Source organism: Arthrobacter sp. E70, assembly GCF_058266945.1.
In genome coordinates, this window is the sequence record NZ_JBYQFR010000005.1 from 308829 (window position 1) to 328945 (window position 20117).

Annotated in this window: 17 protein-coding genes and 1 pseudogene; 5 read left to right on the plus strand and 13 right to left on the minus strand. The window is 65.0% G+C overall.

The window, feature by feature from the left end:
• Nucleotides 1–7: 7 nt before the first annotated feature.
• The 4 genes from AC3IMC_RS08765 to AC3IMC_RS08780 form a co-directional block, all read right to left on the minus strand.
• Nucleotides 8–1588 carry an esterase/lipase family protein gene (locus AC3IMC_RS08765; RefSeq protein ID WP_490918072.1) on the minus strand — a complete coding sequence of 527 codons (1581 nt, stop codon included), beginning with the start codon at nucleotides 1586–1588 and terminating at the stop codon, nucleotides 8–10.
• Nucleotides 1589–1644: 56 nt separating this feature from the next.
• A complete protein-coding gene (locus AC3IMC_RS08770) occupies nucleotides 1645–2376 on the minus strand; it encodes an AfsR/SARP family transcriptional regulator (RefSeq protein WP_490918073.1) in 732 nt (243 codons plus the stop codon).
• A gap of 221 nt (nucleotides 2377–2597) precedes the next feature.
• Nucleotides 2598–3266: a hypothetical protein gene (locus tag AC3IMC_RS08775; RefSeq protein ID WP_490918074.1), complete on the minus strand. Its 669-nt coding sequence runs from the start codon at nucleotides 3264–3266 to the stop codon at nucleotides 2598–2600.
• A gap of 2 nt (nucleotides 3267–3268) precedes the next feature.
• Nucleotides 3269–4249 carry a hypothetical protein gene (locus AC3IMC_RS08780; RefSeq protein ID WP_490918076.1) on the minus strand — a complete coding sequence of 327 codons (981 nt, stop codon included), beginning with the start codon at nucleotides 4247–4249 and terminating at the stop codon, nucleotides 3269–3271.
• A 240-nt stretch (nucleotides 4250–4489) separates the two neighbouring features.
• Between AC3IMC_RS08780 and AC3IMC_RS08785 the strand changes: the two genes are divergently transcribed.
• Nucleotides 4490–4780 carry a hypothetical protein gene (locus AC3IMC_RS08785; RefSeq protein WP_490918077.1) on the plus strand — a complete coding sequence of 97 codons (291 nt, stop codon included), beginning with the start codon at nucleotides 4490–4492 and terminating at the stop codon, nucleotides 4778–4780.
• On the opposite strand, the gene AC3IMC_RS08790 is transcribed toward AC3IMC_RS08785, so the two are convergent.
• The 4 genes from AC3IMC_RS08790 to pdhA all read right to left on the minus strand — a co-directional run bounded on the left by AC3IMC_RS08790 (nucleotide 4777) and on the right by pdhA (nucleotide 10137).
• Nucleotides 4777–6000: an acyltransferase family protein gene (locus tag AC3IMC_RS08790; protein ID WP_490918078.1), complete on the minus strand. Its 1224-nt coding sequence runs from the start codon at nucleotides 5998–6000 to the stop codon at nucleotides 4777–4779. The two genes, AC3IMC_RS08785 and AC3IMC_RS08790, sit on opposite strands and share 4 nt — an antisense overlap.
• Before the next feature lie 239 nt (nucleotides 6001–6239).
• Nucleotides 6240–7784 (minus strand): dihydrolipoamide acetyltransferase family protein, encoded by a 1545-nt coding sequence (locus AC3IMC_RS08795; RefSeq protein WP_490918080.1) that lies wholly within the window; start codon nucleotides 7782–7784, stop codon nucleotides 6240–6242.
• Between the two features lie 2 nt (nucleotides 7785–7786).
• Entirely contained in the window at nucleotides 7787–8914 is a 1128-nt protein-coding gene (locus tag AC3IMC_RS08800) for an alpha-ketoacid dehydrogenase subunit beta (RefSeq protein ID WP_490918081.1), read from the minus strand.
• On the minus strand, nucleotides 8911–10137 hold the full coding sequence (gene pdhA / locus AC3IMC_RS08805) for a pyruvate dehydrogenase (acetyl-transferring) E1 component subunit alpha (protein ID WP_490918083.1): 1227 nt from the start codon (nucleotides 10135–10137) through the stop codon (nucleotides 8911–8913). Before pdhA ends, AC3IMC_RS08800 begins: the two co-directional genes overlap by 4 nt.
• Nucleotides 10138–10297: 160 nt before the next feature.
• On the opposite strand from pdhA, the gene AC3IMC_RS08810 reads away from it, so the two are divergent.
• Nucleotides 10298–10762, plus strand: a complete 465-nt coding sequence (locus AC3IMC_RS08810; protein ID WP_490918104.1) for an Lrp/AsnC family transcriptional regulator — start codon at nucleotides 10298–10300, stop codon at nucleotides 10760–10762.
• A 25-nt stretch (nucleotides 10763–10787) separates the two neighbouring features.
• Here AC3IMC_RS08810 and AC3IMC_RS08815 read toward each other — a convergent pair whose 3' ends face one another.
• Nucleotides 10788–11720: a lipid kinase gene (locus AC3IMC_RS08815; protein WP_490918085.1), complete on the minus strand. Its 933-nt coding sequence runs from the start codon at nucleotides 11718–11720 to the stop codon at nucleotides 10788–10790.
• A 136-nt stretch (nucleotides 11721–11856) separates the two neighbouring features.
• On the opposite strand from AC3IMC_RS08815, the gene AC3IMC_RS08820 reads away from it, so the two are divergent.
• Nucleotides 11857–12438, plus strand: a complete 582-nt coding sequence (locus AC3IMC_RS08820) for an NADPH-dependent FMN reductase (RefSeq protein ID WP_490918086.1) — start codon at nucleotides 11857–11859, stop codon at nucleotides 12436–12438.
• 128 nt (nucleotides 12439–12566) lie between these two features.
• On the opposite strand, the gene AC3IMC_RS08825 is transcribed toward AC3IMC_RS08820, so the two are convergent.
• Both AC3IMC_RS08825 and AC3IMC_RS08830 read right to left on the minus strand, forming a co-directional pair.
• Complete coding sequence (locus tag AC3IMC_RS08825) at nucleotides 12567–13736, minus strand: MinD/ParA family ATP-binding protein (RefSeq protein WP_490918087.1); 1170 nt, start codon at nucleotides 13734–13736, stop codon at nucleotides 12567–12569.
• A gap of 240 nt (nucleotides 13737–13976) precedes the next feature.
• Complete coding sequence (locus tag AC3IMC_RS08830; RefSeq protein ID WP_490918088.1) at nucleotides 13977–14684, minus strand: M23 family metallopeptidase; 708 nt, start codon at nucleotides 14682–14684, stop codon at nucleotides 13977–13979.
• Nucleotides 14685–15229: 545 nt separating this feature from the next.
• On the opposite strand from AC3IMC_RS08830, the pseudogene AC3IMC_RS08835 reads away from it, so the two are divergent.
• A pseudogene (locus AC3IMC_RS08835) lies at nucleotides 15230–15435 on the plus strand (transcriptional regulator); the annotation flags it as partial.
• 340 nt (nucleotides 15436–15775) lie between these two features.
• Here AC3IMC_RS08835 and AC3IMC_RS08840 read toward each other — a convergent pair.
• The gene (locus AC3IMC_RS08840; RefSeq protein ID WP_490918089.1) at nucleotides 15776–16102 is read right to left on the minus strand and encodes a hypothetical protein; all 327 of its coding nucleotides are present in this window, start codon (nucleotides 16100–16102) and stop codon (nucleotides 15776–15778) included.
• Between the two features lie 1647 nt (nucleotides 16103–17749).
• Nucleotides 17750–18577 (minus strand): MBL fold metallo-hydrolase, encoded by an 828-nt coding sequence (locus AC3IMC_RS08845; RefSeq protein WP_490918106.1) that lies wholly within the window; start codon nucleotides 18575–18577, stop codon nucleotides 17750–17752.
• A 645-nt stretch (nucleotides 18578–19222) separates the two neighbouring features.
• On the opposite strand from AC3IMC_RS08845, the gene AC3IMC_RS08850 reads away from it, so the two are divergent.
• A partial coding sequence (locus tag AC3IMC_RS08850; RefSeq protein ID WP_490918090.1) for a YveK family protein occupies nucleotides 19223–20117 on the plus strand: 895 nt, incomplete at its 3' end.

A 20117-nucleotide genomic window follows, 5' to 3' on the forward strand; every position in this document is an offset into this window, starting at 1 on the left:
GTGGGTTTCAGAGGGCCAGCGGCCTGGGCGTGACCGTGAGGCGCAGGCCTGCGTTGGTGCCGAGAAGGTGCCTGGACACCTCGGGAACGGGAATGAATCCCTGCCAGCGGTTCGGCGTAGGGTCGGAGTCCTTCAGCAGGTCCTCATCGCCGGCAGACCAGTCGCGCAGGGCACTGGGGATGGTGCTGTTCCACGCGGCCCAGGCCTTGGGCAGGGGCCGGTCCGCTGAAGGCGGCTCGATTTCCACCAGCAGGGTGTCCTGCCAGTCCTCCGTCTGTTCCAGGTGGTCGGCGAAGAAGAAGTGTCCGTCCTTTTCCGTGATGGACATCAGCCTGAGCTTAAGGGCCTGGCGGAGGCGGGGCACCACCTTCCCGTTCAGGAGCGGCCGCGGTGCCGTGGAGGAAAGGAACGTGGTCAACAGCGGGACCGGCGAGTCGATGGGGTCCCCGTCCTTCCAGTGCTCGATCTGCACCGGGCAGTAGTGGGCGGCAGTCTGTTCGTGGACCAGGACCGGCAGCCCCCGGATGGCCAGGCCCACGTCCAGCTGGAACTCCACCTCCGGCGGAAAGGACTTGCCCACGGTGAAGCCCACCAGTTCCACCTCGACTTTGAGGTCGGCGAACAGGAACCGCTGGAGGTTCTGGTAGCCCTCCTCGGAGTTGACGATGCCGTAGCGTCCGCTGTGGCTGCGGTGCACCACTGCCACCACCGCGCCCTTGACGGCCGCGTTGTCGATCTGGACCAGCCCGTCGCTGCGGGCACCCACCGCTTTGGAGGACAGGCCCAGGGCCACGTCGTAGTCCTCGGGGTTGGAACCCACCAGGCAGAACAGGTTCTCCAGGGGGAAGCCGTCCTCAGGCATCTCGGTGGCCCGGAAATTTTCACGCGTCAGGGTGCCCCGGAGCGCCGGCGGCGTGAGGTAGTCGTACATCCGGTCGGGTCCGAAGATATCGGCCCCCTGGAGCCGGGTGGCATCCCGCAGCCTCTCGAGCAGGCCGAACCCGACGGCGAATTTGATGCCGCCGTGGGGGGTGGCATACGTGAAGACCCGGGCAACGTATTTGGCCCCCGCGGCGGGGTCGATCCCGCCGTCGCCGGCCAGGCTTTCCGGGATCACCCGCTGCAGCAGGGAGCGGCAGATGAGCCCGCCCATGGAGTGCGCCACCAGGAAGACCTTCGGCGCTCCGGTCTTTTCCAGCACGAGTTTGATCATGCTGAACAGGTCCCGTGCCGCTTCCTCGAACGAGAAGTTTTCGGGGTCCGCGTCGAAGGTGTCCGCCGCGTCGTCGTAGAAGCGGTGGATCCAGATCGATGCCGGATTCACCGAGCCGGCGTCCACACTGTTGAGGAACGCCAGCTGGTCCCCGTGGACCGGCACCTCGTACTGGTGGTCCGCCACCAGGCGCAGCATCGGGGACTCGAACTGGTGGAATCTTGCCCGTCCGCTGCCGTCGGCGCGGACATGGACGGACCCCTGGCTGAAGCCGTAGAAGGGATCGTCAACAGCGCTGTTGACGGCGGAGCCGGTGCCGGCGAACCCCCGGACGTAGATCACCGGCAGGCGGCCGTCGTGAAAGGCATTTCCCATGCGGAGAGTGCACCACGGGTGCCGTTACGGCGGCGTTACTGCCCAGAGCGTACGGCTTAGAGGGGGCGGAACGCCGGCCGAACGCCCAGCAGGGAACCGGCGGCGGTGACGATGCGGTCTGCCACGGGATGTTCTGCCGCCGTCTGCCGGTCCAGCAGGTCGGCCACAAGGCCGGTGAGGGAGGCGGACGGCTGCAGGCCCATGTCCGTCTCCAGCTGCTCCCGGTACCGCTCGTAGGCGCGAATCGCTGCCCCCGGATTTCCACGCTGGAGCTCGCCTTCGATGAGGAAGGACACAGCGCCCTCGTACAGCGGCTCGATTTCCAGGGTGGCGCGTGCAGCCTCCGTCGCTGTTTCGGGGTCGCCGGCGGCAAGGGACTTCCGTGCCACGAGGGCCAGGGCCTGGAGGCGGTCCTCCGTGAGGCGGTTCTGGGCGAAAACCACCCAGTCCTCGTACCAGCCAGGAAGGAGCTCAGCGTCGCGCAGCTCACGCAGCAGGGAGGCGGGGCTTCCGCTGTACCGGTCGTCCTGCAGTGCCTGGATCTGGGAGCGGATCCGCTGCACGTCCACCTCAACCCGCTCGTCAAGCGACAGCGTTGCCCCGCCGTTGACGATCAGCCCCGGCACCTCGCGGGAAATCAGGTGCACACTGACCCGCAGGCTTTCCAGGGCCCTGGCGTCAGGGAACTCCGGCCACAACAGGCCGCTGAGATGGGCCCGCAGGCTCGGTCCCCGGATGGCCAGGGATGCAATGAGCCGCTGCTGGCGCGTGGCAACGTGAAGGGTCACATCGTCCCGGCGGAGCCGCCAGGACCGAAGTAAGTCCAGTTTTAGTTCCCCATTATCGACCGTGCCCATCGAAACCTGATTTCCGATTTGTCAAAAACATGGAGGAGGTATGAATGAGGATCCACAGTACGAACGGCGCTGTCAATAAGCTCTCTCCCCTTTTCCATAGGAGATAGCACGCTCTCCTATAGCGGTAAAAGAGTGTCATAGGGGCCCGGGGTTTACTTCAGGGTTGGGACCAGGGGCTTGAGGGGTGGGCCAACAGCAGGTCCGGCAGGGGGTTTGAGGGGTGGCGGCGTCGAAGGTGGCGGTGTTGCCGTCCCGGAACTTCCCGACGGCGTGGGCGCGGGTGGCGACGTCGAGACCGACGGCGAGGGCTCCGCCGTCGAACTTGTGGTAGGTGGCAGGGTGGCCTCGGGGGCGATCCCTGCAGCCATCCCCAGCGGAACTGAAATGCCCTTTGTGGGCCGTGCCTTCGCAGCGTCCGGCGCGGCGACGGATACTTCCAGGTTTGCCTCCCGCACCTTGGTGGCGGTCCATTCCCCGCGGACAATGCAGGTTTCGCCGGGTTTCAGGATGCCGGTACAGCCGTTGAAGATTACCCGGAAAGCGGTGTTGTTGATGCCGGCGTCGGGCACGGTCACGTCGGAACCGGTGCCGTTGGTGACTTCTATCGACTCCACCGTGCCGGCTTCGGCGAGGGGGCCCGCCTGTCCGGCCTGGACAATCCAGTTCTCCTCACCGATCCGCACCCGGTTCTCAACGACTGGGATGTCTTCGGTCCGGGCGCTCCCCGTGCCTCCCGCACCGCCTGGAGTGCCCGTGCAGGACGACAGGACGCCCAGGCCAAGAAGGCAGGCAATGCATTTTCCTATTGCTGGATATCGCATTTTCAGCCTCCCGGAAGAAATTCCACCCGGTATTCCGGATTGTCGTCCAGAATGATCGCCACCCCGGTATCGCGCCGCCAGCCTTCGGGAAGGAGGAAGAACTTGTCCGCGCTCCTGGTGACGAATTTCAGTCCCGTGTATTTGAAGTGGAATTTAGCGTCCGGATCGGAAATCCTGTCCTCGCGGACCGGGCTGGCGAGAGCCAGCGACTGGACGCTGTAAACCACCACGGAGGGGCGTTTCGCCAGCTCGCGGGCATATTCCCGGGACCTGCCGGTCCCCAGTGCCCCCGCATACAGGGCGCAGGCCCAGAACAGTGCCAGGACCACCAGCAGCACAGCGCACACGTAGCCGAGCTTTTCCCACGTCGGGGGGCGCCTGAGCGTTCCGGCGTCGGACGTGGCCAGCCTGCGGAGCACCCAGAAGGCGTAGGCGCTCACCGCGACGCCGCTGCCCAGGGCCGCGGGTTCGAAGAGGAACGGGGTGGCGAACGGCGGTTCCTCGAACATCACCCACACGCCGAGCCCGGTGATCAGGACGCCGGCGCAGAGGATGGTCCACGCCGCGACGAGAAGGTACCGGTAAAGGCCGGGCCTGCCGATGATGCTGGCCGTCAAGGCGTGAATGCCGATGCATGCAAGGGTGATGAGCAGGGTGGAGATGGCGGGGACAATGATCGCGTCGGCGCTGCGCAGAAGATAGTCGACCGTGGAGTACTCGAGGATGCTTTGGTCTATCCCGAAATAGGCGGTGCGGGTGGCCGTCATGGTCCAGCTGAACCAGAGTGCCAGCGCCGTGGCCACCGTGCTGAGGGGCGCGATAATCGCAAACCACTGAACTATTGTGTGGCTGAGGTCCGCCCCCGTGGTGGCTGCCGCAGGCCCCTTCCCACCGGCGGCACCGGAGCGGGCCGCCCGCCGCGCTGTCCACGCGCGGCTGGGCTGCGTGTCCGGCCACCGTGCCGGAGGCCTGCCCGGGTTCACTGCTGCTCCTGGTGCCTGGTGGGCATTTTCGCATTTGCGCACATCGGCCGTTACTGCGGCGTTACTGCCGGTGCCCCCCTCCGGAAGGAGGCGTACGACGGCGGCGCGCGCCCGCCGTCGTACGTTCCACTTTGGGAGGTGAGGGAACGGTTGCAGAACCGTAACCCGGGGGTCGTTCCTTCCCCGCACATCACCCGCTACTGTCAGGTGCACCATCCGGGGCACAACGGAAGAGGCACGATGAGCATCGACGTCGAAATTGGCAGCGGCCTCAGCGACGGGGACGCGGCGCATTTTGCGGCCAAGACGGAAGTAATCACCACAGCGATGCAACGAGTACAGGAAAGCCACCCCGCCTACAGCTGGGTGTGGACGGACGAGATCCGCTGCCGCGGCTGCAATGCCAGCCTGGACATACCCCGCATCGCCAGCACGAAGGCCAACGCGGACAGGGCCTTCGAGGCGCATCAGTCAGCGCAGCTGGACTACCTGCTGGGAGTGGATGGGTTGCTGGGCGGGGGCCTGCCCTAAGCGGGGTGCGCCGCGGACGTACCGCCGGCGGCCGGCGGCCGGTCCTTCCGGGTACCCAGCACCAGGCCAAGCCCGGGCACGGTGCGTGAAAAGTGGCCGATCCCGAACGACAGGGCCACGCCCGCCACCGCCACCGCGAGGAACTTCACTCCTGCGGGCCATGGGCACTGGAGAATGGCCACCTGCAATCCCACCACGATGTAGACGTGGAGGATGTAGGCCGCGTAACTGGCCGTCGCCATCGCTGCCAGCAGCCGCCAGCTCCGGTGGAACACCTCGCGGAACAGCACCATCAGTCCCACGGACAGGCCGATGCACACCAGCGTTTCCAGCGAGACGCGTACCAGCGAAGGCCAGCCGAACCCGCCGGTTGCGGTCAGGGTGAACCACAGGTTGAACGCCTGGAGCGAGAAAATGGCTACGGTGGCAAGGAAACCCACCGCCAGCCAGAGCAGGCCAACGGCTTTGGGGATGCGCGTGAACCAGTGGTTCCGGTAGGCCACGATGCCCAGCGCGAACAGGCTCACGTACTGCGCAAAATTCGCCGGCTCTGCGGGCACCACAAAGAAGAGCGGCAGCCAGGAGTCAACGGGAAACCACCACCTGATGATCCAGGTGGCCAGGATCAGGACCACCGCGAAACCCAGGAGCGCAGCATTGCCCGGTGGCGGCAACAGACCACTTTCTCTGCCGGCTGTGCGTCCCGCCACGGCGCGTGATCGCCGGCGCCCGGCCCACAGCGCATAAACGGCCGTGTAGATGAGGAGGTGTCCCAGGAACCACAGGTGGAAGTAGGCGCCCTGCCATGCAGTCCCATAAAGCCCTTTGAAGAATGCCCAGGGCTCGGGACGCCCGGAGGCCAGGTAGGCGAGCGGGATGTTCACCAACACCACAAAGACCACCAGCGGGATGCCGATCCTGGTCCACCGCTCCCGCAGGAACCGGCGCGGACCCTTCCGCTCGTAGGAGGCCGGCGTGAAGTAACCGGCGATCAGGAACAGCATCCCCAGGCCGACGGCGGCGTTCACCGTATAGAACGGACGGAACCAGTCGCTCGTGGCGGCATCCTCCACCGGCCAGAAGCCGCCGGTGGGCCCGTAGGCCTGCGCGGCGTGGTGGATGATCACCATGGAGATGATCAGGACCCTCAGGACGTCCAGGAAAACCAGGCGCCCCTCACCGGCCGCGGCCGGCAGTCCCGACCTTGCTGCATGGGGCATCTCAGGGCCTCCTTGCCTGCTGGTGGCCACCCCTCTGTTTGATCGTCTTGTTTGATCGTCGTCCGGACCCGGCCCGCCCTCCAGAGCCGAAAGACCCGCCTGAAACGGGTCAGGCGACCGCCGTTCTGGATTTTCGACCCACAAAGTGGATGACGCTACCGATATATGGGTGGCGCCATCCACTATGCGCGTCGGGAATGGATTTGCGCGTCGAAACGACGGCAGCCCGACGGCCCAGGCTAGATGTCCGCCAGGAGGCTCGTCGGGTTTTCGATGGCGTCCGCCACGAAGCGGAGGAAGCCGCCGGCCGTGCCGCCGTCGCAGACGCGGTGGTCGAAGGTCAGGGTGAGCTCGGTGACCTTGCGGACCGCCAGCTCGCCGTTCACCACCCACGGCTTGTCGATGATCCGGCCCACGCCGAGGATCCCCACCTCGGGGTGGTTGATGATCGCCGCGGAGCCGTCGACGCCGAACACGCCGTAGTTGTTCAGCGTGAACGTTCCGCTGCCCAGCTCAGCCGGGGTCGCCTTGCCGTCCCGGGCCACATTGGTGAGCCGGCGGATCTCTCTGTCGAGTTCACGGGCGCTGAGCTTCTCGGCACCGCGCACGGAAGGAACCACCAGGCCGCGGTCGGTCTGGGCGGCGAAGCCGAGGTTGATGCCGTCGAAAGCGACGATCTCCTGCGACCCGTCCTCCGCCGTCTCGATCCGCGTGTTCAGTTCCGGGTACTTCTTCAGCCCCGCCGTGACGAACCGGGCAATGAACGCGAGCAGGCCGGGAACCTCCGCGCCGTTGGCCTTCAGCCCCTGTCGCAGCTCCACCAGCGCCGTGGCGTCGACGTCCACCCAGACCGTTGCTTCCGGGATCTCGGAGCGGCTGCGGGCCATGTTCGCGGCCACCGCCTTGCGGACGCCGCGGACGGGCGTGCGTGCGGCGATGTCGAGTCCGGTGCGGGCGTCACGGCCCTGGGCTTCGGCGGGCGCGGTTGCGGCGGGTTCTTCCACCGGGGCGGGCTTGGCCTGGACGGGCGTGGCCTCGACGGGCTCGGCCGCCGGCGCTGCTGTCCGCAGTGCGGCTTCCACGTCGCGGCGCATGATCAGGCCGCTGTCGCCGGAGCCGGAGATGTCGCCGAGGTCGACGCCGTGCTCGCGTGCCATGCGCCGGACCAGCGGGGAGATCACGGCGCCCAGCTTGCCGGGAACGCGGGTGCGCAGGAGCGCAAGCTCGTCCTCCTTGGACTCACCAGGCTTGGTTTCCTGCGGCTCCAGCACCGACACCGAAGCTTTGGGAGCACGGGTACGGCGGGCAACGCCGTGACCGCCTGGAGTTCCATACCCAATCAGAACATTTCCAGATCCGGCCCGTTCCTCCTCACGGTACGTTTCCGCCTCAGCCGCCGCGGATGATGCCGCCCCGGGAGTGGCATCGGGCCTTCCTGAGCCGGCAGCATCGTCCGCAGGACGAATGCTGTCCGGCGAAGGGGCGGGGGCGGCATAATCCGCGGCCCCACCCGCGTCGGAAACCGCGGCGACGCCAGTAGAGAGCGGCGTCACCGAGATCAGCGGCTTCCCCACGTCAAGGGTCTCCCCCGGTTTCCCGTGCAGCTCGGCCACAATCCCGGCATAGGGAGAGGGTACTTCGACGGCGGACTTGGCGGTCTCCACCTCGGCGATGGGCTGGTCAACAGCAATTTCGTCGCCAACGGAGACATGCCAGGCCACCAGTTCGGCTTCGGTGAGGCCTTCGCCCAGGTCGGGCAGCAAAAACACGCGCGGTTCGCTCATGGTCAGTTCTCCCACTGAAGGTCGTCAACGGCGTCGAGGATGCGGTCCACGCCGGGCAGGTAGTACTTCTCGAGTTTGGGCGCCGGGTACGGGACGTCGAAGCCGGTGACGCGGCGGATGGGGGCGGCCAGGTAGTGGAAGCAGCGTTCCTGCACCCGGGCCACGATCTCGGAGGACACGGACGCAAACCCGTGCGCCTCGGCGATCACCACGGCCCGGCCGGTCTTGCGGACGGACGCGGACACAGTGTCGTCGTCGAACGGCACGATGGTCCGCACGTCGATCACTTCCAGCGAGCGCCCCTCCAGCGCAGCAGCTTCGGCGGCAGCCAAAGCGGTGGGCACGGACGGGCCGTAGGCAATCAGCGTGGCGTCGGTGCCGGGACGCGCGACGGCGGCCCGCCCCTCGGAGCCACGTCCCGCCGTCGTGCCTTCCGCACGAAGCCCTTCCTCATGCTGGCGCCGCAGCTCGGCCAGGTCCACGGAGTCCTTGGTCCAGTACATCTTCTTGGGCTCCATGAAGATGATGGGGTCGTCCGAGTCGATGGCTTCGCGGAGCATGCGGTAGCCGTCCGCCACGGTGGCCGGGGTGTAGACCTTGAGGCCGGCGGTGTGGGCGTAGTAGGACTCGGAGGAGTCGCAGTGGTGCTCCACTCCCCCGATGCCGCCGCCGTACGGGATGCGGATCACCAGGGGCAGCTTCACGGCGCCGCGGGTGCGGTTGTGCATCTTGGCCACGTGGCTGACGATCTGTTCAAACGCCGGGTAGGCGAACGCGTCGAACTGCATCTCGATGACGGGGCGCATGCCGTTGATGGCCATGCCCACGGCCATGCCGACGATGCCGGATTCGGCCAGCGGGGTGTCGAAGCAGCGCTGCTCGCCGAAGGTGGCGGTGAGGCCGTCGGTGATGCGGAAGACGCCGCCCAGGGTGCCCACGTCCTCGCCGAAGACCAGGACGGAGGAGTCCGCGGACATGGCGTCAGCGAGGGCGGTGTTGAGGGCCTTGGCCATGGTGACCGGCTGCGGGCCGGCGGCTTCGGCGGACGCTGCCGCGGAGGCGGCGGCCCGGGCGGTGGCGGCGGAAACGTTGCCGTTGGCCTCGGACGAGGTGGTGATGGTGGGGCTCACTTGCCGGCCTCCTTCGAATCAGTAGACGAGGCGTCGCGGGCGATCTCGTCGGCGAGCATGGCGGACTGTTCCTTCAGCTGCGGCGTCTGCCGGGCGAAGACGTGGCGGAAGAGGTCCTGCGGATCCACCGGGACGTCCTCACTGAGGCCTTCGCGGAGCTGCGCGGCAACCGCTTCAGCGTGGGCAGTGATCCTGGCCTCGCCGTCGTCGTCCAGCAAACCGCGGTCGGTGAGGTAGGTGCGCATCCGGGTCAGCGGGTCTTTGGCCCGCCACTCGGCCACCTCCGCGCTTTCCCGGTAGCGGGTGTCGTCGTCGGCATTGGTGTGGGCCTGCATGCGGTAAGTGTTGGCCTCCACCAGCAGCGGGCCGGAGCCCTCGCGGGCGAGTTTCACGGCGCGGTCCAGGACGGCGAGGAGGGCCACGACGTCGTTGCCGTCCACGCGTTCGCCGGCCATGCCGTAGCCCACGGCCTTGTGGGCGAGCGACGGCGCCACGGACTGGTGTGCCAGCGGCACCGAGATGGCGTACTTGTTGTTCTGGACGAAGAAGATGACGGGCAGGTGGAAGACGGCGGCGAAGTTGAGGGCCTCGTGGAAGTCGCCTTCGCTGGTGGCGCCGTCGCCGCACATGGCCAGCACCACGGTGTCCTCGCCGCGGAGCTTGGCGGCATGCGCGACTCCGACGGCGTGCAGCAGCTGGGTGGTCAGTGGGGTGCACTGGATGCCCACCTTGTACTGGAGGGGGTCGTAGCCGCCGTGCCAGTCGCCGCGGAAGATGGTCATGACCTGCACGGGGTCCACGCCGCGGGTCATGACGGCGACGGCGTCGCGGTAGGTGGGGAACATCCAGTCGCCCTGGGACAGGCAGAGGGCGGCGGCCACCTGGCAGGCTTCCTGGCCGTGGCTGGAGGGGTAGACGGCCATGCGGCCCTGCCGGACCAGGGCGGAGTTCTGGTCGTTGACGCGGCGGCCGACGACGAGCTGTTCGTACGCTGCCAGCAGTTCAGCATCGCCGGGCACGGGGTATTCGTGGCCGGGCTGGGTGCCCTGCTCACCTTCGGGCTTGAGCCGGCCGTCCGGGTCCACCATCTGGATCTGGTGCCGGGCGGGGAGCATGTAGTCCTCCACCGTGATGCCGAACTTCTTCACGGCCTCGGTGAGCGCATCCTCTGCGGGCGCGGCCGGGCTGGTGTGCGGCGCGGTGTGGTCTGCGGAGATCGTCATTGGTCCGTCCTTCGGTAGCCACTATTCCCTCCCAGTATTGTCCCGGAGCAGGTTTCGTATCCAGCTCCTGCGCAAATCGTGGAGAAGCTGCTCCGATCTGCCTAGGATGGGAGACGAATTGTCACTGTGATGTGGATTACCGACGGGAGCCGTGGACGAAATGGCGGGCAAGGAAACTGCGGCCGCAGAGGTGCCGTTGGACGAGATCGACCGCGCCATCATCGCCGAGCTCACCCGGGACGGCCGGATGTCCGTGACGCAAGTGGCGGAGAACGTCCACATCTCCCGGGCGCACGCCTACACCCGGATTGCGCGGCTGACCGGCGAGGGCGTGCTGACCCGGTTCACGGCGCTGGTGGACCCGATCAAAGCGGGGCTGAAATCCTCGGCCTACGTGACGCTGAAGCTGAAGCAGGATTCCTGGCGGGAACTGCGGGACCAGCTGGGTGCCATCCCGGAAGTGCACCACATCGCCTTGGTGGGCGGGGACTTCGACGTGATCCTGCTGGTCCGGGCGGTGGACAACATCGACCTGCGCCGGGTCATCTTCGACCAGCTGCAGACCATGCCGGGGGTGCTGGACACGCAGACGTTCCTGGTGTTTGAGGATGTGGATACGCGGTAGGAGGCTCCCCGGTAAGGGGAACGCTCTAGCCGTCGAGCGACGCCGCGGTGCTGTGCCGCGGCACCACGACGTGCACGGCGTTGCGGTCGATGGTGAAGTCCGCGGGCGTGACCGTGGCGATCTCGCCGTCGAGGTTCACCGGCATCGGCGGCTCGGTCACCAGCCGGACACGTTGGGTGGTCAGGTGGTACACGCCGTCGCGCTCAACGAAGCTGCCGTCCTTGAGAAGCCGGGCGATCCTCACATGCTCCCGCAGCGGCGCCCCGGGGATGGCGTAGATATCGAGGGTGTGGTCATCGATCCCTGCGGTGGGCGAGACCGCGTTGCCGCCCCCGTAGTGCCGGCCGTTGCCCACTGCGACCTGCAGCATGTCCTCCAGCTCCAGGGTTTGATGGTCCCCCTCCGGGAACTCAAGCCGGGCACGGAAGGGCTTGTGTTTGGCATAGGCGCGGACAGCGGCAACGCCGTAGGCCAGCGGCCCCAGCCTCCGCTTCAGCCGCGGGCTCAGACCTTCGGTGACACCGACGGACAGGCCAACGGATGCAACGTTGAGGAAGGGCTGGCCATTGGCCCGTCCAAGATCGATGTCCACCACCTTCCCGTCGGCGAGCGCAGCACAGGCCGCGTCCAGGTTGCTGGGGATGTCCAGCGTGCGGGCAAGGTCGTTGGCGGTCCCCAGCGGAAGGACCCCCAGCACGATCCGGGTTCCGGCGAGCCTGCCGGCGGCGAAGGACACAGTGCCGTCGCCGCCGCCGACAACCACCAGGTCATGGCCGTCGGCGGCCACCCTGTCGAGGGTTCCGGCCAATTCCGCGCCCGATCTGATGCGATGCACGGCAGAGATGGCGAGGCCGGCCCTGTGTAGCTTGTCCAGCACGAGGTCCGGCGCTGCCGCTGCCCGGCGCGCGCCCGCATTGATCACCAGGGCAGCGGAGTCCGCATCTCGGGCAGCTTTCATGGGGACCATCCTAGGTGGATGAACCTGGGAGATTCCCGGGGGCGACGGCGGCAGGTCGCCGGAGCAGGTGAAATAACGGCGGCCGTGGGCGCGTTTTTCCATCAAGGGTTTCGCGGTTCACCTGCAGGAGGATTCCATGACCAGGATCAAGGTCATCATGGGAACAACCAGGACCGGACGCTTCAATGAACGGGTGGTCCCCTGGGTGCTCAGGCGGCTGCAGGACTACGGGTTCGAGGTTGAGCTGGTGGACCTGCGAGACTACCCGTTGCCCTTCTTCGACCAGAAGCCGCCGTCCGTGACGAAACGCAACTACCCCAATGAGGACGTGGCACGGCTGGGCCGGAAACTCGATGAAGCCGACGGGTTCGTCATCCTGACCGGCGAGTACAACCACGGCTACCCGGCTGTACTGAAGAACGCCATCGACCACACCTTCGTGGAATGGCAGCGCAAACCCGTGGCATTCATCGGCTGGGGCGGCGTGGGCGGGGCCCGCGTCATAGAGCAGCTGCGGATGGTGGCTGTGGAACTCGAGATGGCTCCCGTGCGCCATGCCGTGCATATTCTTCCGGAGATCATCCGCCCTGCCATGCAGTCGAAGGATCCCTCCGACTTCAGCGTGTTCGAGCCGATTGAGCCGAAACTCCAGGCCCTGGCGGAAGCACTTGCCTGGTGGGCGGAAACCCTTGCCAAGGGGCGGGCGGCGTCCGGTTAGGCAGGGTGTTCCGGCGCGGACGGGAAAGCCTGACCGGCCCGTTCAATCTGGGCAGGTTGTTGGCGGCTTTGCAGAGGCGCAACGCGTGCGCGGTGCCGGATGCAGTACCCGCCGCAAGCGGCCGGGAATTACCGGTACCCGTCCACGATAGCGGCGGCGATCTCTTTGTAGGCCCGCCGCGTCTCCGGCTTCAGCACATCCAGGGTCACCAAATCCCCGTCGGCAACACCCCGGTCGTGCGGCACGGCGATGAGTTCGCGGCAGATCCCCGCCAGATGCTCCTGGATCGCGTCCTTGTCCACCCGGGAGGACACCTCGTCCTTGTCCGTGATCACCACAATGGCGTTCCGGGCTAGGTCCTCGTAACCGTGGCTGGCCAGCCAGTGCAGGGTGCTGCGGGCACGCTTGGCGCCGGACACCGCATAGCCGGCAGCGATCACCAGATTGTCGGCCGACTGCAGGATCCCGCTCATCGCGTTGTGCGTCACGCCGGTGCCGCAGTCGGTCAGTGCCACCGAGTAGTAGCTGGAGATGAGCTTGCGGATCCGCAAATACTCTTCCGCCGTCAAAGAGTCCGAGACCTCCGGGTCCTGCTCCCCCGCGATCAGGTGCAGCCGGCCCGCGTGGTGCATGTACCGCGCCAAAGCCGTCAGCGAATCGATGGATTCGATGTTCCTGAGCAGGTCCGTGATGGTCCGCGGACTGGACTGCTGGTAGATCCCCTCGCCGAGCGCACGCTCCACCAGGTCTCCCGAGTCAGGGTTGGCGTCGATGGCGCAGGGCGCATCGCCACGGTATTCGGCCAGGGTCAGGCCGACACCCACCGTGGTGGAGGTCTTGCCGATGCCGCCCTTGAGGCTCAGGATGGCGGTGTTGTAGCTGCCTTGGAGTTGCCGCGAAATCCTGCGCGCCAGCTCGTCCTCCTGGCGCTGCTTGGGACCGGGCCCCAGGTTCCACGCGCCGCCGGTCAGGTTGTACAGCGCGCCGCGGAAGCCGCCCACCGGACGGGGCTTCTGCTCCTTGACGAACAGTCCGGGTGAGCTGATGAAGTCCGGCATGGGGCTTTCGGAGATCGCCTCGGCCACCCTAGGGCGGCTGCGGCGGAAGGACGGTGCTTCCTCGGGGGCTTCCGACGGCGGCACAGCAGCTTCGGGGGCCGCTTCCGCGGGTGCGGAGGACGGCGCCCTGGTCGGCTTGGTCGCGTCGGCTGCGGCGGCTGCTTCCGCCCAGGACGTCCGGCGCGTAACCGGCCCTTCGGCATCGTTCTGGCTGGGCATTTTGGGGCTTATGGTTGGCATGGTTCCTGTCCAGGCATCCTTCACTGAGCCGTCGGCACGACGAAGGTCGCGGCGTCGGCGCAGCTGCGGCTGCCCTGCATCCTGTGCTTGGGCGCCTGCATTCTGATCCGCCGGATCTGGCATGTCTGTCCCCCCGGACGCTCGGCAAACGGTTGTGCGGCACTGGTTCAATCAGTAAGTCTAGGCTGGTCAGCGCAGGAGTACCTGCCCGCCGGCCACGGATGTCGGCCGAGGCCGGGGCTACTTATTGTCCGCGCCCGGTTCCTGCGCCTTATCTTTTGAGGGATTCTGGGCGTGCTCCGTGGCTGCATTGCTGTTCAGCTGGGACGCGCTCGGGACGGTCCAGGGGACCGAATTCGCTGCCGTGTGTGCCTTTTGGTAGTCCGTCATCGTTGTGTTGGCCGAGGCGGCGGCGGGGTGGAGGGGCTGCAGCGGCCATTTGGCCGGGTCGGTGTATGTGCCGTTCAGGATGGTTTCGAAGTGGAGGTGGCAGCCTGTCGACGCCCCCGTGGTCCCCACCTGGGCGAGAAGTTCGCCGGCCTGCACGTGCTGTCCGGTATGGACGGCGATTCCCTCGAGGTGGTTGTAGGTGGTGATCAGTCCATTGCCGTGGTCGATTTCCACCCTGTTGCCGCCGCCCCAGGGGTGCCAGCCCACCACCCGCACCAGGCCAGTGTCCGCGGCATAAACGCCCGTCCCGCAGGCTGCGGAGAAATCAAGTCCCCAGTGGAACTCCCCCGCCGACCCGGTAATGGGGCTGGTCCGGAGACCGAAGGGCGAGCTCGGCGCAAGCGATGGCAGCGGCGCCTCCAGAGTCCCGGCAGCCGGGCGCACCGGGGCGGAGGACACACTGACTTTTGCGGTCTCTTTCCTGGCTTCGGTACGCACCGTCGAGCGGGTGTAGGCGAGCCGGGCGTCCGCTGAAGCGGACAGGGCCGCCGAGCTCAAGTCGGGATTCTGTGCAATCGCCGGGGCGGCGGCTGGTGGGGTCCCCGCGCCGCCGGGCGTTTGGCCGGAGGCGGAAAACGAGCCGTCTGCCTGAAGCCCGACGGCAAGGACGGCGAGAACAGCGCTGCCTGTGCCGACAGCCAGACGTGCGGCACGGCGCCGGCGCTGCCCGTTACGGCGGACAGCAGCCCGCGCCAGATGTTTAGCCAATATGAATCCCCCAATAGTGGCCGCCCAGGAGCCAGGAAATGGGCGGCGTTTCATCCATGGGACCATGGCCTGCAGGCCCGGAATCCGGAAAATGCTGGGTTTGTGAATAACCTATGCAAACCCTCGCGCTGGTCTTGCCGAATTGTGCGAGACCTTGCAGAAAGCTGGGGTCAGTTGAGGGAGACCGGTGGGCGGCGGCAGGGCGGGCGCCGCGGACGGCACGCCGCCGCAGGTCATGACGGCTTCCTAACCGTGACGGGGGTAGACGGCCATGCGCCCCTGCCGGACCAGGGCGGAGTTCTGGTCGTTGACGCGGCGGCCGACGCCATCATCGGCGAGCCACCCGGAGCCACTTGGGCGCCAGCCCTCACGTGCACCCCATCCCCCTGGCAGGCGTCGACTTCGATGTGATCCCGCTGGCCCGCGTCGTGGACAACATCGGCCTGCGCCGGGACGTCTTCGACCAGCTGCAGTCCAGGCCGGGGTACTGGACACGCAGACGTTTCTGGTGCTCAGGGATGTGGATGCGCGGCAGGGCTAAGTGCCACTTCGAACACTTTTAGCCGCTTGCTTATAAAGCTCCCTAAAGCTGGGGACCTTGAGCCCTTGGGGGAAGTGCTCTTGCCTATACTGCCAACTTTCCAAGCACGCTCGCGAGCAAAACACCGGCGGTGGTGTGCGCCGGAGGGAGATCCCGCAGAACCTGCATTTGGGCCCAATCCTGAGAACTCGAGTTATTGTTCGCAGCATGCAGGAAGGCTATTCCCGCCGCCCGTTCCGTTCATCAGTAATGACTACTTGCCTTTTACTCACCTACTACTTGTCGCCGCCTTCCGATACTCATTCAGAGTCCGCGGCGTCCAACGTTGATCAGTACCCCTCTACAATGGCCCCAGCAATCTCCTTATAGGCGCGGCGCGTCTCCGGTTTGAGCACATCGAGGGTAACCAGGTCACCGTCTGCGACGCCGAGATCGTGAGGACCGCGATCAGTTCACGGCAAATTCCTGCCAGATGCTCCTCGATGGCGACCTTATCCACACGGGATAACACCTCGGCTTGGTCCGTAATCATCACGATCGCGTTGTGTGCCAAGTCCTCTAGCCGTGGCTGGCAAGCAAGTGCAACGTGCTGCGCGCGCTTTCCGCCACTCCCGGCGTACCCGGCGGCAATCACCAGTTTGTCGGCAGACTGCAGGATCCCGCTCATGGCGTTGTGGGTGACCCCCATGCGGCAGTCTGTCAGCGCCACCGAGTGGTAGCTGGAGATAAGCTTCCAGATCCGTACGTACTCCTCTGCCCAGCGAGCCGGAGACCTCTAGGTCCTGCTCCCCCGGGATCAGGTGGGGCCTCCGGGCATGATGCATATACTGGGCAAGTGCAGTCAGCGAGTCGACGGACTCAATGTTTTCCAGCAAACCAGTAATGGTGCGGGGCCTGGACTGCTGGTAAATGCCTTCGCCCAAGGCGCGTTCCACTAACTCACCGAGTCAGGGTTAGCGTCAATGTCACAAGGCGCGTCGCCGCTGTATTCAGCTAGGGTCAGACCCATCCCCACGCTGGTTGATGTCTTGCCGGTACCGCCCTTGAGGCTGAGTATTGCCGGGTTGTAGCTGCCCTGAAGCTGACGCGAGATCCGGCGAGCCAGCTCGTCCTCCTGCCGCTGCTTGGGCCCCGGGCCAAGATTCCACGCGCCCTTGGTAGTGGAGTAGACAGTTCCACGCAGTCGGCCCCTAGGGCGGGGTTTCTGTTCCTTAACGAATAAACCTGGCGAGCTGATGAAGTCCTGCAGAGGGGTGTCCGCAACAGCGTCCGCAACGATGGGCTTGCTTCGACGAAAAGAGGAAGCTTCGGCAGGAAGGTCCGACGACGGCGGCACAGTGGTTCGTGTGCTTTCGTCAGCATCAGTAGCGCGGGAGAAGCCGCCAGTAGAGGCCTCCTCCCCGGGGCGGGGAGGAGGCCGGCGCATGGGAAGGCTTGACGGCATCGGCCGCGGCAGTCTCCTCCGCTCAGGAGGAGACGCCGCGTCACCGGGGCCCGATGTCGTTCTGGCTCGAAGGGTTGGAATTTACAGCTGACGTGGTTACTTCCAGGCATCCCGCGGTGAGCGATCGGACGACGAAGGTTGCGGCGTCCGCGCAGCTGCGGCTGCCCTGCGTCCTCTGCTTGGGCGCCTGCATTCTGATCCGCCGGATCTCGCATCTCCGTCCCCCCGGACGTTCGGCCAACTGTTCTGCAGCACCAGTTCAAAGAGTAAGTCTAGGGGCTGGAACAGAAGCGCCTGATCAATGGTGGATGAGGGCAGCGGAAACCACGCCTGCCGTAAGGATCAGCAAGAGGGTCAAGATGGCGTAACCCTCCCACTTGGGGCGGTTTTTGTGCGGGTTGATGTCCACGTAGGGCACGATTATCGCTGCTTTCCCTGGGATGCAGAGCGAACGGAAAACCAGCGTGTGCGTCGCTTGATTCTCAGCAGCTGGTACAGCACAACGATGGGAACCAACAGGGTACCTAGTAACGCAGAAAGCGCCAGTGCGTAATCGGATATAGCCAACATCATCTCCATGGGTCATAAGCATCCTTATTGCTCTGACCTAAGCACGTGACTCGTGCATTGACAAGTCACGTCACGCGATACCCCTTGAGCGGCTGTTGGTTATCGCCCGAGGGCCAACAACACAACCGCGGCTGACGCCATTCCCAGAGCGGCAAGCGCGAAGTAAGAAAGATGCTGCACTCTCCGTCGGCCTAGGTCACGCCGCACGTAGCGCGAACCGCTGACTCCCACTCCCCCATGTCGACCCATGGGCACATGCTAGGAATGGCACCTCAAGATTTCCTCAAGACAAACAAATTGTTACGAGGCTTCGTGCGCCGGTCTGCCTGTATCCTGCAGGCGCTTGATAAACCAGCGGGACTGTTCGGGACCGTAGGGCAGCACCGGAATGGCCTTGGTAGCGTCGTCAGGGGTATCCCGAATGGACTGGCGCGCCTGGCGTACTGCCGTAGTCATGGTGTTAGCCATGGTCTTCACAAACTGGTCGTTGCATGGCGCCCCGTGTCCAGGAATGAGGAATTCGTAGCGGTGCCGCAGCGCTGAGATGTGCCGTAGCACGTCCGCCCACTCCTCCGGGTAGGAGTCTTCAAAGGAAGGGTATCCACCTTGTTCCACGAGGTCGCCCACGTACAGCGTGGTTGGCGTACCCACGAGAAGGTCCCCATTGGTGTGTCCACGGCCTAGGTAGAACAGGGTTGCAGTGAGGCCGCCAAGGTCCACCAGCACCGGCTGGTCTTTGACGATCGCGTTGGGGACCACCAGTTCCACGTTCTTGCCCTCACCTATGAACATCTCAGGCTCGACGGATCGAACGCATCGGCGCTGCTGGTCGCCACGTTGGTCGATCTCCCTGGCACAGTTTTCATGGGCCCAGAATTCGGTGACACCGGCTTCAGCGAACACTGCGTTGCCGAAGAAGTGGTCGTAGTGGGCGTGGGTATTGGTAACCACTAAGGGAAGGTCCGTCTTTCGTCGCACCGAGTTCAAAATTTCCGACGCTTGTCTCGCGCCGCAGCCGGTGTCGATCACCATGGCACGCTCGGAGCCCACAATGAGACCGGTGTTCAGCAGACATCCTTCAGTGACAAGCAAATAGTTGTCCGCTCCCACTTCGAGCCATTCCGACATCATTACTCCGTCCCTCACGCATGCAACCCCTGGCAATCCTGAACGTTGATTCTATGCGCCGCGGCGAAGATCTACCCATGCACGACGCCTCGGGAGATGTGATGAGGCGCGTCCGACAGGGACCCGCCCCCCAGGCGCCCAGTGGATGAAAAAGTATCTTTTCCTGTAATTGACGGCGCAGGCTTAATGCTTCCGGCCCAGTCCACTACGAACCCAAGTACTCCCATCGACCTTGCTCCTGCAACGTTCCTTCCTCAGAACACCTTCCCGCCTCGATGTAAGGCTACGCAGCAAGACGAAGAGCCTGGGGAAACGATTTTGGTATATCGAGACACGTCGAAACGTGGAGCGAACGGCGCGGTGACGCTGGTCAGTCAACTATTGGTCGTACCGGAGCCCAGGGCCTAGGCGTACCACCAAGGGGCTTCTATGAAGGCCTGATGCGGGACAACTGAGGCGAAAAACACTTTGGTTCAAGGTGGCAATCGTCTTATCAACTCTCGTCATCCCGATGACAATTCAAGTAGGGCGCGAGGGTCAGCGGTACGGGCGCCATCCTTATCGCCGGTACAATTGGCCAGACTGGACACTTACTGGCGCTCGAGCGGCGAGCGTAGCCACGGCTCTGGACTCAGGGGGATCACGTTGAATCTTAGCGACTATCTGCGCATTTTGCGGCGCAATTGGCTACTAATTGTCGCACTAACGTTGGCAGGCTTGCTGGTTGGAGGCCTTGTTTCCATCCTGACCAAACCTACCTATACAGCAGAAACACAACTGTTTGTTGCCATTCAAAGCTCTGGTTCTGTCCAGGAACTGCAGCAGGGAAACACCTTCAGCCAGGCTCGAGTTGAGTCCTATGTTCAGACCGTAACTTCACCGGCCGTGCTACAGCCTGCGATCGACGCATTGGGGTTACCCCTGACGGCGCGGGAGCTAGCCGGTTCTGTGAAAGCAAGCACCGAGCCTAATACAGTACTCATAAATGTGGCGGTTTCTGATCATTCGCCGGTCCAGGCGTCAGCAGTTGCTCAGGCAGTAGCAGACAGCCTGATCAAAACCGTAGACACTCTCGAGAAGCCCAAAACGGGCGGCGCGTCTCCAGTAAGTCTTTCGGTAATCAAGCCGGCGCTGGCACCTCCAGTCCCGTCGTCGCCAAACACCCGCCTGAACATCTTGCTCGGTCTGCTAGTAGGGCTCGCCTTCGGGGTGGCGGCTGCTCTTTTTAGGTCAACTTTGGACAGCGCGATTCGCGGTGATGCAGATGTACGTAAAGTCACGGATGCCCCTATCATTGGTGCGATCTCATTTGCTCAAGGCGCAACCAAGAAGCCGCTACTGACTCAGACCCGCCCCCAGAGCCCAAGAGCCGAATCCTTCAGGCAACTGCGAACCAATTTACAATTTGCGAATGTCTCGGGCCAAGCTAAAACAATCCTGTTGACCTCCTCGCTTCCAGGCGAAGGGAAAAGTACGACTGCCGCTAACTTGGCAATAGCATTGGCACAATCAGGACAGGTCGTTTGTCTTATAGACGCAG